Genomic DNA, 14,903 nt, shown 5'->3' with positions numbered 1-14,903 from the left:
CCTTTTATGATTTATATTTATCATTGTTTAAAAGATAGAAACAATATATTTTAATTTTTCTGAAAATATTTACAAATCTGACAATTATTAGTAAGATATTGATTATTATCACAAGAATTGAAGTCAATAAAGAAAGTTAGATATAAGTTGTTGATACTTTGGGAGAGGATGAGTCAATTTGAGTAAAGCAGAGGATATGATAAAAGAAGATAGTAAGTATTTTGCTACTTCAGGACGTATAAAATATTATCCATTAGTGATTGATCATGGATATGGAGCAACTTTAGTAGATATAGATGGAAAAGAATACATCGATTTGTTAGCTAGTGCAAGCTCACAAAATGTGGGTCATGCACCAAAACAGGTAACAGAGGCGATTAAAAAGCAAGTAGATAAATTTATTCATTATACCCCCGCATATATGTATCACGAGCCTTTAGTGAAACTGTCTAAAAAGTTATGCGATATTGCGCCAGGTGATTATGAAAAACGTGTCACATTTGGTTTGAGTGGTTCGGATGCGAATGATGGTATTATCAAATTTGCACGTGCTTATACAGGACGACCCTATATTATCAGCTTTACAAATGCTTATCATGGCTCTACATTTGGAGCGTTATCAATGTCGACTATCAGTTTAAATATGCGTAAACATTATGGCCCTTTATTAAATGGTTTTTATCATATTCCATTTCCAGATAAATACAGAGGGATGTTTGAACAATCTAAATCAAACACTGTTGAAGAATATTTAGCGCCATTGAAAGAGATGTTTGCTAAATATGTTCCAGCTGAGGAAGTAGCTTGTATTGTGTTAGAAACGATTCAAGGAGATGGTGGACTATTAGAACCAGTAGAAGGCTATTTTGAAGCACTTGAAGCGTTATGTCGAGAATACGGTATTTTAATTGCTGTTGATGATATCCAACAAGGATTAGGTCGTACAGGTTCTTGGAGCTCTGTGGACCACTTTAACTTTACACCAGATCTCATTACATTTGGTAAATCATTAGCAGGTGGATTGCCAATGTCAGCGATTGTGGGTCGAAAAGAAATTATTGAAAGTCTTGAAGCACCAGCACATCTATTTACGACAGGGGCAAATCCAGTAAGTTGTGAAGCGGCTCTTGCTACGATTGAAATGATAGAAAACGACGACTTACTAACAGCTAGTTCTGAAAAAGGAAACTATGTGCGTCAACGTATGAATCAATGGGTAAATCAATACGATTACGTAGGAGATGTGCGCGGTATTGGGTTATCTATTGGAATTGATATTGTTAAAGACAAACAGTCAAAAGAAAGAGCTGCTGAAGAAGCATTGAAAATTTGTAATTACTGTTTTGAACATGGTGTAGTGATTATTGCAGTTGCTGGGAACGTCTTACGTTTTCAACCGCCACTCGTGATTACTTATGAACAGTTAGATAAAGCGTTAGATGTTATTGAAGAAGCGCTTCAAGCACTACAAGATGGCGATTTAAATGAATATAGTATAGAAGGACAAGGTTGGTAAAATATATTAAAAGAGCAAGAAAAGACGTTAAGTGAATGTCTTTTCTTGCTCTTTTTCAGTATACTCCCCTTAAAAAACAATTGAATGTTTCTTAAGGGGAGATGAGAAATATAAGTTAGTTCATTATCTTAATCTTTTGGTACGACATAATCATCTTCATCATTCTTTTTAGAATGTTTAATACCATAGAGTACATAAATAACAATACCAACTAAGAACCAGATTAATGTATAAAGTTTAGCTTCAAAACTTAATCCCCAGAATACAAGCAAGACTAATAAAAAGGTAATGACAGGTAATACAGGGAAGAACGGTACTTTAAATGCTGGAATTGGTAAATCTTTGCCTTCACGTTTTCTTAAACTATACATTGCAATAGATACAAACATAAATGCGATTAATGTACCTGCTGAAATTAATTGAGCTAAGAAAGCAAATGGGAACATTGAACCAATTAAAACACCGATAACAGTGAGAATAACAAGCGCTCTATTAGGTAAATGTTTATCATTTAATTTGGCTAACCAAGAAGGTAATAATCCGTCACGACCAAATGAATAAAGTAAACGTGAACCAGCTAACATCATACCGATTAATGCTGTAAACATACCGATGACTGAAATAGCTTGAACTACTGCTGCTACTACACCATGTCCACTTTGACGAAGTGCCCAACCTACAGGTTCAGCATTCCCAGCATATTTTGAATAATGGAACATACCAACTAATACTAAAGCTACAGCTACGAATAAAACAATCGCAATGATTAATGATCCTAAAATACCACGTGGCATCGTTTTTTGCGGATTAATAGCTTCAGCTGAGTTGGCAGCAATTGAATCAAATCCTATGTATGCCAAGAAAATCATTGATACACCTGCATAAATACCTTGCCATCCACCAAAATCACCAGTTGCAGTGACTTTATGCTCAGGAATAAATGGAACATAATTACTTGCTTGAATTGCTGTTAATCCAACAATAACGAATAAAACAATCGCTAGAACTTTTAAAATAACAAGAATATTTTCGATACGAGCAGCTTCACTCATACCACGAGATAATAATAATGCAGTTAAAATAATAACAATTGCTGCAACTAAGTCTATAATTCCTCCATTTGTACCAAAAGGGTTAGATAAAGACTTAGGTAACGCAATACCTAAAGGAGACACAAGTCCTCTTAAATTGGCTGAAAAACCAGAAGCTACAAAGGCAACGGCAATAAAGTATTCGGCAAGTAATGCCCAACCAGCTACCCATCCAAAGAATTCACCAAATAAAACGTTAATCCAAGAATATGCAGAACCAGCAAAAGGCATGGCTGCAGCCATTTCGGCATATGAAAATGCAACTAAACCAGCAACAATTGCAGCTAATAAGAAAGATAAAGCTACGGCTGGACCAGCATGCTCTGCTGCTACTACACCAGGTAAAGTGAAAATGGATGTTGATACAATAGTACCTACACCTAATGCAAGAAAATCTTTAACACGTAAAGTACGTTTTAAATGTCCATCTTTACTTTGATAGATAGTGGGATCTTCTTTTCTAGTAAAATTTTTGAAAAAACTGGCCATAATTATGAACCTCCACTAATAAGTTTAAAATTTAATTAATTAGCTTGTTAGCTATATAACATTTATTATCATAGCATAAAAGAACGGTATTTTGTCTAAAATTTCTGAAAATTTCAAGTTTTCTTACTTTTGATTAAACAAGAATACATAACTAGAAAATTTAAATGATAGATTTGATTATATCAGATAAATCTAAAATAAAAACAACAAAAAAGAGTATATTTACTCTAAAAATATAAAAAGTAGTAATTATATCAATATTGGCACTATAATTATAGAAGACAAGTCAAGTCATTAGACCTTTTTAATTGTGTCATTTTACAATGGTTAAAGTATATTGACCTATTCCAATATGGAATGGTTACTATCGAAAATATGTATTTTATTAATGTTTCGATGCGTACTATAATAAGAAACGTAATAAAGTTACAACGTATTCAAATGTTCTAATAAGTATGTCTTACTATCATTCCCTTAAACATGACATATATAATAGAAAACTCCCATCTCATATTTGAATATGTCTAATTAACTGAGATTACACTTCAACTTTAAAAATTGAAGTTATTTAAATATAAAGAAGCCGCAATTAACATGTGACTAAGTCTTTCCCTCTTTTTCCCTAAAAAAATAGACATGTGTGTGGCTTCTTTTTAATTGGGTATAAAAAAATAGAAAAGTAATTTTGAAATAAAAACTTTAAATTACAAATGTAAACTTGAAAGGATATGAATATAAAATGGCTAAAGAAAACTATTCTGCCGCAGATATGGTCATTGATACTTTAAAAAATAATAATGTGGATTATGTATTTGGTATTCCAGGTGCAAAAATCGACTATTTATTCAATGCATTAGAAGATGATGGTCCAGAACTTATCGTTACACGTCATGAACAAAATGCTGCAATGATGGCACAAGGCATTGGACGTTTAACAGGTAAACCTGGTGTTGCATTAGTAACAAGTGGTCCAGGGGTAAGTAACTTAACAACTGGATTATTAACAGCTACTTCAGAAGGTGACCCTGTATTAGCAATCGGTGGTCAAGTTAAACGAAATGATTTATTACGTCTTACTCACCAAGCTATAGATAACGCTGCGTTACTAAAATCATCAACTAAATATAGTGCAGAGGTTCAAGATCCTGAATCATTATCTGAAGTTATGACAAATGCAATCCGCACTGCAACTTCTGGTAAAAATGGTGCAAGTTTCATTAGTATTCCACAAGACGTTATTTCATCTCAAGTGCAAAATAAAGCAATCGACTTACCAGAAAAACCTCATTTAGGGGTACCAGCAGATGAAGAAGTGAATGAAGTACTTCAAGCGATTAAGGATGCTAAATTCCCTGTATTACTTGCAGGTATGAGAAGTTCTAGTGAAAAAGAAACAGAAGCAATTCGTAAATTTGTTGAAAAAACAAGCTTACCTGTTGTAGAAACTTTCCAAGGTGCTGGTGTAATTAGTCGTGAATTAGAAGACCATTTCTTTGGTCGTGTTGGTTTATTCCGTAACCAAGTGGGTGACGAATTACTAAGAAAAGCTGACTTAGTAGTTGCAATCGGTTATGATCCAATTGAATACGAAGCAAGTAACTGGAATAAAGAATTAGATACTGAAATTATCTCAATTGACGAAGTGCATGCTGAAATTACAAATTACTTACGTCCTAAAAAAGAAATAGTAGGTAATATTGCAGGTACAATTCAAATGATGTCAGAAAAAGTATCTGAACCAATTATTGATCAAAAACATTTAGATGACTTAGAAGAATTAAGAGCAAATATTATCGAAGCTACTGGTATTAAATATGAACATGAAGATGGTATTTTACATCCAGTAGAAATTATTAATACAATGCAAAAAACGTTAACTGATGATACAACTGTTACAGTAGACGTAGGTAGTCATTATATTTGGATGGCTCGTAAATTTAGAAGTTACAATCCAAGACACTTATTATTCAGTAACGGTATGCAAACTTTAGGTGTTGCGTTACCATGGGCTATAGCAGCTGCATTAGTACGTCCAAACACACAAGTTGTGTCAGTTGCTGGTGATGGTGGTTTCTTATTCTCAGGTCAAGATTTAGAAACTGCTGTACGTAAAAAATTAAATATCATTCAATTAATTTGGAATGATGGTAAATATAACATGGTTGAATTCCAAGAAGAAATGAAATATAAACGTGCAGCTGGCGTAGCATTTGGTCCAGTAGATTATGTTAAATATGCAGAGTCATTTGGTGCGAAAGGTATCCGAGTAACAAGCCCAGAAGAACTTGAAGCTGCAATTAAAGAAGGTTACGAAACAGAAGGACCTGTTTTAATTGATATTCCAGTAAATTATAAAGATAATATTAAATTATCAACAAATATGTTACCAGATTCTTTAAATTAATTTTCTAAAAATAGGAGTGAATATTAATATGGGTCATGTATTATATCAACATGGTACATTAGGTACATTGATGGCAGGTTTATTAGAAGGAACTGCCACAATCGATGAATTATTAAAACATGGTGATTCAGGACTAGCAACACTTACAGGTTCAGACGGTGAAGTTATCTTCATTAATGGAGAAGCGTACCATGCAAATGAAAAAAAAGAATTCGTTAAACTTAAAGGTGATGAATTAACACCTTTTGCAACAATTACTAAATTTGAAGCAGATGAATCTTATGAAACTTCTAATAAAGATTCTGAAACAGTGTTAAATGAAGTAAAAGAACATATGTTAAGTGATAATTTATTCTCAGCAGTAAAAATCACTGGTAAATTTAAAAAAATGCATGTTCGTATGATGCCAAAACAAGAACCACCATATACAAGATTAATTGATTCAGCACGTAGACAACCTGAAGAAACTCAGGAAGATGTTAACGGTACAGTGATTGGCTTCTTTACACCTGAATTATTCCATGGCATTGGTTCTGGTGGTTTCCATATTCATTTCGCCAACGATGATCGTAATTTCGGTGGACACATTTTAGATTTTGAAGTAGATGATGTAAAAGTTGAAATTCAAAACTTTGAAACATTTGAACAACACTTCCCAATCGATAATAAAACGTTCACTAATACTGAAATTGATTATGCAGATATCGATGCAGAAATCAGAGAAGCTGAATAATATATTATCATTAGAGTTCGAATCTTTTAAGATTCGAACTTTTTTTATTTTTATAAAATAATATTTTAAGCAATTCAATTTAATGGTATAATAATTTCGAATTTTATGTTTATGGAGGTATATAGGATGCAATGTCCAAATTGTGGTCAGTTATATCAACAAGGAGATTTATTTTGTGGAGAATGTGGGACAAAATTAGATCAAATTACACTATCTACAACAGCAACATCAGAATCATTAAACTTGGATAGTCATGTAAACAAAAGTATAAATCACTCTACTTCAAATTCTGTTAATTAGTCAATTCGATGATTTTGGAGTACTACGTAGATTATTTGGAAGTCGTTTTAGTGACTTATTGTAAGCATTGTGGAAGTAAATTCGTTCCAGTTCAAAATGTATGTACTCAATATGGTACGTGTGTCATTAATGAATTTAAGCAATCACCATCTTTAAGAAATAATATAAAAAATACAGATAACAATAAAAATTTTCAAAGAAATAGAAGAATATGCTACTAAAAAAGTTCAAGATATAGTGAATCGATAGTAGCTGATATATCCTTATTGTATAAGTCCCAAACTAACAATAATATATAATAATTTTATAAGGAGAATTGAGAAATGTTAAATGCTGAACCTATGATTAAGAAGATGAAAAATCAAAAAATCAATTATGATAGGGTATTGAAAAAACTGATTAGTCAATGGGAGCGTGAAGGCGTTCGCCCTAAAATTTTATTACATAGCTGTTGTGCACCTTGTAGCACATATACATTAGAATATCTATCTCAGTATGCAGATATTGCTATTTATTTCGCTAATCCTAATATTCATCCTAAAAATGAATACTTAAGACGTGCCAAAGTCCAAGCACAATTTGTAAAAGATTTTAATGAGAAGACTGGACATTCGGTAAAATATATTGAAGCTGATTATCAGCCATATGAATTTATGAAGATGGCGAAATCGCGTGGTCTTACTGATGAACCTGAAGGTGGAAAACGTTGTACAGCGTGTTTTGAGATGCGTTTAGAGCTTGTCGCAGAAGCAGCAGTGAAGTATGGATATGATTATTTCGGTAGTGCATTAACATTATCTCCTAAAAAGAATGCTCAATTAATTAACGAACTCGGCATGGAAGTTCAACGATTATACAATACATATTATTTACCTAGTGATTTTAAGAAAAATAAAGGTTATGAACGATCTATAGAAATGTGTAATGATTATAATATATTTAGACAATGTTATTGCGGATGTGTATTTGCAGCAATGGAGCAAGGTATTGATTTTAAAAAAATTAATCGAGAAGCTAAAACATTTTTAGAACAATTTTAAAAAGGAGTAAGAGAGAATGAGTTAAACATTCTTTCTTACTCCTTCGCTTTTATTTATAACATACGATGGATAAAACGCACAATAGCTAAAATAGCAATAACAAGGGCAGATAGTAGTCCAGCAATTTTTATACCTTTCTTCTCTTTTTCAGGTTCAGGATCTTTATTTTCCATCATTTCTAATAGTTCACGTTCAATTTCAAGATCCAAAGCTGTTTTCTTTTCACCATTGTAACCGATACTATTATCGTATTCTTGAGAAGATTTGGTGTCTTCAATGTTATGCTTATCTTTAGTTTGTGACTCTGTTTGTTTATTTTCTATAGTCATCAACATACCCTCCAATAGTACGTGCTACGAGTAATATTAGTATAGCGCACTACATATCGTTTAGTGAAATGTTTTAACGTCTAGCATCTAGTCCAATAATCTCACTGATATTACTATAATGATTTGCTTTTAAATATTTAGCAATATCTCGATTAATTTTTTTAGTTAAACCAGGGCCTTCTATCACGAGGGATGAGTAGATTTGTACAAGTGACGCACCATTTCGCATCATTTGAATAGTATCTTGTGCACTAAAAATACCACCTGTACCAATGATTAAAAATTCGCCATTCGTTTGTTGATAAGCCCATTTTACAAGTTCTAAATTACGTTTAAATAAAGGTCGACCACTTAAACCTCCGTCTTCTACTTTATTTGGAGAAGATAATCCACCACGTTGACGTGTGGTATTGGCTAAAATCATACCATCAAAGGTTTCTGTAATTTGAGGTAAAATAGTTTTAAAACCTTCAAGTTCTAAATCTGAAGTTAGCTTTAAAAAGATTGGGACATTCACTTCGTGTTGTGCTTTATAATCTGTTAAAGCATGACATAACATTGAAAATTCATCTTTATCATGGAAACTTTGTAAATTTTCAGTATTAGGTGAGCTAATATTCACAGTGAAAAATGATACATCTGCTTTAAATGCATCGATGACTTTAATATAATCTTGATAACGTTCTTCGTAAGGTGTCGTTTTATTAACGCCCACATTTAAACCTACAGGAATCGCGTAAGCATGACGTCTTAAATTCCATAAAGCTTTATTCATACCTATATTATTAAAGCCCATACGATTGATTAAGGCATCATCTTCAAGTAAGCGATACATACGCGGTTTAGGATTGCCATCTTGTGGTTTAGGTGTAATGCCACCAAGTTCAAGAGCACCGAAACCAGCATTTTCAAGTGCTTTAGGCACTTCACATGATTTATCAAAACCAGCAGCTAAACCAACTGGATTTTTAAATGTTATCCCTTTAATGTTTTGTGAAAGAGAGGGGTGTTCATATGTAAATAATTTATTTACAAAAGGTAGTAAAAAAGCATTTTTCTGAGTGAATTTTAAGGCATCTACTGTCAATCCATGTGCCTTTTCAGGTTCGATTTTGAATAAAAGAGGTTTAATTAATTTGTACATAATAATGCTCCATTTCATTGTATTTGAGGCTTACGATCCTCATTTAATATCATTGAAAAAACATTCCTTTAATAGACTAGCACGTTCGCTTAAAAATGAATAGTCTAATTTGAAAGTGTTTGAAAAATTGCCTAACTTTATATCATTTTGGAATGACAAAGGTTAAAGCACATCCATTTAGGTAATAGAATAGTAGATAAAGAATTGGACTAAGGAGGATAATTAATGAAATCAGAATGGAAAAATCAATTACCTTTAGAAGGTATTCAAGATATTTCACCAGTAAGCGGTGGAGATGTAAATGAAGCATTTAAAATTACAACAAACGATGATATATATTTTTTATTAGTTCAAAGAAATCGTAAATCCTCTTTCTACGCTGCCGAAATGGCTGGATTAGAAGCATTTGAAAAAGCAGATATTACAGCACCAAGAGTGATTGAAAATGGCGAAATTAATGGCGATGCGTATCTATTACTCAGTTATTTAGAAGAGGGCAGTAAAGGAAGTCAAAAAGAATTAGGACAACTTGTAGCCAAAATGCATAGTCATCAACAGTCAGAAGGTAAGTTTGGATTCGAGTTACCCTATGAAGGTGCTGATGTCTCATTTGATAATACATGGTCAGAGTCTTGGAGTGAAATTTTCGTAGAACGTCGTATGGACCATTTAAGAGATGAACTATTACGTAAAAATTTATGGAACGAAGAAGATAATAAAGTATACGAACAAGTACGTTCTGTTATGATTCATGAATTAGAAAATCATAACAGTAAACCGTCTCTTTTACACGGTGATTTATGGGGCGGTAATTATATGTTTTTAAAAGATGGACGTCCTGCTTTATTTGATCCAGCACCGTTATATGGAGATAGAGAATTTGACCTAGGTATCACTACTGTCTTCGGTGGATTTACACAAGAATTTTATAATGAATATGAAAAACATTATCCTTTAGGAAAAGGAGCAGAAAAACGTTTAGAGTTCTATAGATTATATTTATTCATGGTGCATTTAGTTAAATTTGGTGGTATGTATGCAAGTAGTGTGAATCGCTCAATGGATCAAATATTAGCCTAATAGAAAACTTCGGGTTAAGTCTTCTTAATCTGAAGTTTTTTATTTCGTCTTTAATGAAGTCATCATATCATTAGTGTTAAAACTAATAATGAAGTGGATGAATTAATGCATAAAGTGGAAGCATTAGGTGGTAAGGTGATTGATGAACCTAAGATTTTTCAAGGATATTATGGTGCAACATTTGCTGATCCAGATGGACATAAATATAATTTCTTAGTTTGTTAGTTCAATTAATTTTATAAAATACGCCAATCAATATACGCCCCAAAGTTAGAATGAGATCTAATGGTGGGGCGCATTTTTAATGAAAAAGTTATCATGAAGACGTTTTTTTATCTTTATATAGATTCATATAAATGATAGAAATAATGATTAAAATCGCGCCGGTTATGAATTTAGGCGTTAATGGTAAAGGGAAAAACGGGAAAGAAAATATAAACACAAATATAGGATTGAGGGTTCTTATAATATTCGCTTCACGAAACGAAATGTATTTCAAACCTTCATAAAATAATAAAAGTCCTATTACGCCACTACACAAAGCAGAAAGTAAAATAGAGAACAAGCCTATGCTTATATGTATGGTATGTAAATGATTAGTCACAATTAATATGATACCTAGCAACAAAGTAGAAGTCGCCTGATTGTATAGTAAGATGGTTTTAGAATCAATGTCTTTGACGGTCTTTTTAGCTAACATATTCGTTAGCGCAAAAAAGAATGTATAAGATAGGGTGGCAATCACACCTAATATACTGTTAAAATCACCTGAAAAATGAGTAATCAAGAATGAACCTATAACAGCAAAAATTATAGGAAGGGTATCGTTTTTGCACAACGTTTCATTTAGAAAGAGCACTGAAAGAAACAACGCAAATATAATATAAAATCTTCCTAATAATCCAACACTAACTGGATCTAACAAACTTAAACTTACATATTGGAGTAAAATACCTATTGTATTAGTAATACCTAAGAGCCATATAAATTTGTTATGATAGATTTTTATTTTACTTTTATCGAGTAATACAGTTATTAATAATATTAAAGTTGAAAACAAAGCATTAAAAAACTTGCTTGAGTAGGTGATAAATCAGTGAGTGAAAGTTTGTTTAATATTGGAGTTAAAGACATGATTGCTACGGAAATAATACTAAATAAATACCCTTTTTTAACTTTATTCATGGTATGCCCCTAAATATTTAAAAATTTCTTCATATAACCCATCTTGAAATGATAATAAATTTTTGTCTAATGGTTCTTTCGTAAGTATTCTTTCAGTAGTTTCTGAATATTTCGGTATATCTTTAAAATAGCTTACTTCAGCTTTTGTAATTGTAGTGGTATGGCCATTTGGTAGTATATAGTAACCTAAATAGTTTATATCACTTTCATTGATGACAGCGCCAGACTCTTCATAAGCCTCTCTGATAGCTGTCTCATTCATCGTTTCATTATGGTTTACCTTACCTCCTGTTAATTCCCATGCTCTTTTTTTATTTTTAACAAAAACAAGATGTCCTTGATAGGTTAAAACAATTAAAACAGAATCATATTTTGTAACTGTCTCATTAAATTGAAGTTTGATATGATTTATAATCATTTATATCTACCTCCTTTATGAGGTAGATATAACTGTAGAATCCAAAATTTTTATTAAAAACATTTAATATTTGATCAATTGATGAAATCAGTTTAAAACTGATTGAGTCGTTCTTAAAAGTCTTTCGTAGTTCAGTATTTCGTGAGACTACTTTAAAACCATATTTATTAGCTATCTTTTCTAAATCATTTACGCTATATTCCGTTTGATAACCAAATTTCCAAACTTTTAATAAAATTTTTATTTTCTTATCTAAAATACCAAACGAATATTTATTTGGTGTCATTAATATAAGGTGTCCATTAGTTTTCAATACTCTATACATTTCATTCATGACTTTATCAGGGTTTAGAAAATGTTCTATAACACCTAATGGAATAACTGTATCAAATGTATTTTGAGGGTAAGGTAAATTTTGAACATCTCCAATAACATACTTAAATTTGATTCCAGTTTTAATCATATACTCAGTTGCAATACTTTTTGCATTTTCAGAAATATCAATACCATGTCCTTCAATTTTATATTTCTTAATAAGTTTGAATAGGATGGCCCTATCCCTGCATCCAGCTTCTAATACTTTATCGCATGGACTAAAATAATATTCATTATAAATAAATATTTTTAATTTATCTTTTGCTCTTTCAATTCTTGATGGTGGGAAATTATATGATTCTTTGTTGTTAGAAAACTTCCATACATTTTCCCAATGGTGTTTACTTGATACTTTATTCATAGATGCACCTTCTTAGTTGTTTTATATATTATTATATATTTATTTTATATAATATCATAATTATTATCGTGATAAGTTATGATGTTTGATTCTATACCTGAATATATCTTATAAATAAACATTTGTGGCTTGAACTATTCTACGATAGACTATGAAATATATTTGTTGAGTGGCATATAGAATCAGTCGCATAAACGAACATAAGTGAGCAATCACTTCATTAAGTAGTTTTAATTATTAAAATCAAAGAACTACTTTATAGTTTCCCTAGGAAAGGGTTTCAACAAAATGAACTGTGTTTCAATTAAGAACTTTACTCAAAATATGGACATAAAAAATCTGCCCTCAAAGTCAGAACTTTGAAGGCAGTCTAAGTCTTGATAATAAAATTTTAGTTTTCTTGAATGTTGCCGTATTCTTCTCTTAAGGCATACACTTTATCAGGTGTCACGTCTTGACCAAGTGGATCGACAACTTTCATAGTTGAGAACGTATGAAGGACTTGGCCTCTAATCATTCCCAAATATTCTTGTCTTAATTGATGTTGTTCTTGTTTTTCTTCAACGCTCAAACTTTCAACTTTTTCTTTATTTGCTAATTGATTAATTCTTTCTAATAATTCTCTCATTATTTCTTCCTCCTAATTGGTATGAGCTGGAAAATGGGGTGTAATATATGTTCCAACTTCTTCTATAAGTGCTTCGATATCACGATCATTATTTGTAAATCTTAAGATAATATGATTTGTATTAATGGATTCATAAGCTTTTAATATTTGTAGTAAATTTTTACGTCCAGTACGGAAACCACCTTTGATTGGTTTAACGGTTTCGTTTGGATTTTGGGATAAATCAATCATTAGGATATTCATAAACGGTTTGAATCGGTCAGTCCCACTGTGCCAAGCTTCAACTAATTTCTTTTGATCTTGAAAAGGTTGGGCGTAAAATAGCCAACCATCCATATGCTGTTGTAACCAGGAGATGGACTGTCTTGAGTAGCCTGTACCAAACATCGGAATCGTACGATGTTTAGGCAATACTTGTAACCCAGAATCTTCATATAATTCAAAAATCGAATTTGAAATTTGGGGTGAATGTGATTGCCAAAGCGCTCTTAATGATTGAACGGTTGTTTGATAACGTTCTGTTAATGCACTTTCATCTACTTTAAATGCAGGGAATTCAAAAGCGCGATCACCGGTAGCCATACCGAGTAATAAACGTTGATTGGAAATAAGATCAAGCGAGGCTGCTGATTTAGCTAAATGGATAGGATGACGTAGTGTTGCCACAATACTGCTGGTCCCAAGTGCAATTTTTGAGGTAAACGCACTTAAATACGTTAGGAAAACAAATGGGTCGTAATTTTCAGTTACGGGTCCTAAATGAGGACTATAAAGTGGATTATCTCTCACGAATAAACTTGTAAATCCTAATCGTTCAGCTTGTTGTGCAAACTTCACTTGTTCATTAAAATCAATATGCTCTTTATTTTTACTATCAAATGGTAGGGATAGACCTAATGTTAATTTATGATTTTTAAAGGTACGTTTAAAACCCTCATGATTTTCTATCTTGGACATATCACCCCTCCTAACTAAATTTTATCTAAGCAACACTTATCATCTAAACAACAAGTGTTGTTTATAATATAACGTAAATCATCATTTTATGCAAGTCGCATGCTTTTCTATAAAATAACACTTACAATCATTAAGACTGTAAGTGTTGTTTATAGAATTATAGATTTGTAATATGGTGAAGTAAAAACGGTAAGTTTTGATCAATAAATTGCTCAGCACTTAGTTCGCTTGTATCTAACCAATGTCTTGCCAACCCGCATAAACCAGCGGCTAAAAAACTTGCGCTATTTTCAATAATACTAGAATCGTGTTCGGGATATTTATGTTGTAACATAAGGGTAAAAATAGCTTCCAACTCGTTGTTAATGCATTTATGAGCATGGTTACAAAATGTCTCACGATTGAGCTTGCAAGCATTTTGTACATTTTCCAAATAATATGCTATCGAGACAAATAATTTAGAGATAATCTGACCATTGAGCGTTTTTGAAATAGACAACGCTTCTTTAATATCTTTAAGAATAGTCATTGATAATGAATAATCTAATATTTCATATTTATCATTAAAGTGTGCATAAAATGTAGCCCGATTAACAGTAGCACGGTCAGTAATATTTTTTACTGTAATTTGGGTCATTTCTTTTTCTTGTGACACATTTAGAAATGCTTCTACGAGTAATTGTTTTGTACGTATGACTCTTGGATCAACTTTATTGCTTGGCACAAAGACACCCCTTTCATTTTAAAATGTGATTACTTTAAATTATTAAACGAACAAAGAAGGTTGTCAAAGAGTATGATTACTCTTTTTATTTTAAGCTATTATAATAGAAGAAACTCGTTTTTTCTTTTT

16 protein-coding genes and 1 pseudogene are annotated in these 14,903 nt (G+C 31.8%); 8 read left to right on the top strand and 9 right to left on the bottom strand.

Translation table 11 applies throughout. The features are described from left to right. The first annotated feature begins 178 nt into the window (after positions 1-178). On the top strand, positions 179-1,516 hold the full coding sequence (locus CD034_RS10930) for an aspartate aminotransferase family protein (RefSeq protein WP_103288394.1): 1,338 nt from the start codon (positions 179-181) through the stop codon (positions 1,514-1,516). 128 nt (positions 1,517-1,644) lie between these two features. On the opposite strand, the gene CD034_RS10925 is transcribed toward CD034_RS10930, so the two are convergent. Beyond that, positions 1,645-3,096 (bottom strand): APC family permease, encoded by a 1,452-nt coding sequence (locus CD034_RS10925; RefSeq protein ID WP_019835164.1) that lies wholly within the window; start codon positions 3,094-3,096, stop codon positions 1,645-1,647. 739 nt (positions 3,097-3,835) lie between these two features. Here CD034_RS10925 and alsS point away from each other — a divergent pair. The 5 genes from alsS (at position 3,836) to CD034_RS10905 (ending at position 7,573) form a co-directional block, all read left to right on the top strand. Continuing rightward, positions 3,836-5,500: an acetolactate synthase AlsS gene (gene alsS / locus CD034_RS10920; RefSeq protein WP_103288393.1), complete on the top strand. Its 1,665-nt coding sequence runs from the start codon at positions 3,836-3,838 to the stop codon at positions 5,498-5,500. Positions 5,501-5,528: 28 nt separating this feature from the next. Continuing rightward, positions 5,529-6,233, top strand: coding sequence for an acetolactate decarboxylase (budA, locus tag CD034_RS10915; protein WP_002449310.1), 705 nt, complete (start codon positions 5,529-5,531; stop codon positions 6,231-6,233). Positions 6,234-6,359: 126 nt separating this feature from the next. Then, entirely contained in the window at positions 6,360-6,533 is a 174-nt protein-coding gene (locus CD034_RS10910) for a zinc ribbon domain-containing protein (RefSeq protein ID WP_002449264.1), read from the top strand. 50 nt (positions 6,534-6,583) lie between these two features. Beyond that, the gene (locus CD034_RS11275; RefSeq protein WP_002449365.1) at positions 6,584-6,754 is read left to right on the top strand and encodes a hypothetical protein; all 171 of its coding nucleotides are present in this window, start codon (positions 6,584-6,586) and stop codon (positions 6,752-6,754) included. Positions 6,755-6,856: 102 nt separating this feature from the next. Next, positions 6,857-7,573, top strand: coding sequence for an epoxyqueuosine reductase QueH (locus tag CD034_RS10905; protein WP_002454805.1), 717 nt, complete (start codon positions 6,857-6,859; stop codon positions 7,571-7,573). 53 nt (positions 7,574-7,626) lie between these two features. Here the strand turns inward: CD034_RS10905 and CD034_RS10900 are convergent, their stop codons facing one another. Both CD034_RS10900 and CD034_RS10895 read right to left on the bottom strand, forming a co-directional pair. Continuing rightward, positions 7,627-7,902, bottom strand: coding sequence for a hypothetical protein (locus CD034_RS10900; RefSeq protein WP_037554291.1), 276 nt, complete (start codon positions 7,900-7,902; stop codon positions 7,627-7,629). Positions 7,903-7,975: 73 nt separating this feature from the next. Beyond that, on the bottom strand, positions 7,976-9,046 hold the full coding sequence (locus CD034_RS10895; protein WP_002449330.1) for a quinone-dependent dihydroorotate dehydrogenase: 1,071 nt from the start codon (positions 9,044-9,046) through the stop codon (positions 7,976-7,978). A gap of 225 nt (positions 9,047-9,271) precedes the next feature. Between CD034_RS10895 and CD034_RS10890 the strand changes: the two genes are divergently transcribed. Beyond that, a complete protein-coding gene (locus CD034_RS10890; protein WP_070492107.1) occupies positions 9,272-10,126 on the top strand; it encodes a fructosamine kinase family protein in 855 nt (284 codons plus the stop codon). A gap of 52 nt (positions 10,127-10,178) precedes the next feature. Then, a pseudogene (locus CD034_RS10885) lies at positions 10,179-10,351 on the top strand (VOC family protein); the annotation flags it as partial. Between the two features lie 91 nt (positions 10,352-10,442). Here CD034_RS10885 and CD034_RS10880 read toward each other — a convergent pair. From CD034_RS10880 to CD034_RS10855, 6 genes are all read right to left on the bottom strand, one after another. Continuing rightward, positions 10,443-11,186, bottom strand: coding sequence for a DMT family transporter (locus CD034_RS10880; protein WP_244927422.1), 744 nt, complete (start codon positions 11,184-11,186; stop codon positions 10,443-10,445). A 117-nt stretch (positions 11,187-11,303) separates the two neighbouring features. After that, positions 11,304-11,729, bottom strand: coding sequence for an NUDIX hydrolase (locus CD034_RS10875; protein WP_049334781.1), 426 nt, complete (start codon positions 11,727-11,729; stop codon positions 11,304-11,306). Continuing rightward, a complete protein-coding gene (locus tag CD034_RS10870; protein ID WP_103288392.1) occupies positions 11,698-12,465 on the bottom strand; it encodes a class I SAM-dependent methyltransferase in 768 nt (255 codons plus the stop codon). Before CD034_RS10870 ends, CD034_RS10875 begins: the two co-directional genes overlap by 32 nt. A 391-nt stretch (positions 12,466-12,856) precedes the next feature. Beyond that, positions 12,857-13,093: a DUF896 domain-containing protein gene (locus tag CD034_RS10865; protein WP_002449423.1), complete on the bottom strand. Its 237-nt coding sequence runs from the start codon at positions 13,091-13,093 to the stop codon at positions 12,857-12,859. 12 nt (positions 13,094-13,105) lie between these two features. After that, positions 13,106-14,050, bottom strand: a complete 945-nt coding sequence (locus CD034_RS10860; RefSeq protein WP_077700034.1) for an LLM class oxidoreductase — start codon at positions 14,048-14,050, stop codon at positions 13,106-13,108. Between the two features lie 157 nt (positions 14,051-14,207). Further along, entirely contained in the window at positions 14,208-14,774 is a 567-nt protein-coding gene (locus tag CD034_RS10855) for a TetR/AcrR family transcriptional regulator (RefSeq protein WP_103288391.1), read from the bottom strand. Positions 14,775-14,903: the final 129 nt, after the last annotated feature.

This window comes from Staphylococcus hominis subsp. hominis (assembly GCF_002901845.1).
Taxonomy (GTDB): Bacteria; Bacillota; Bacilli; order Staphylococcales; family Staphylococcaceae; genus Staphylococcus; species Staphylococcus hominis.
This window is presented reverse-complemented; position numbering and strand designations above follow the sequence as displayed.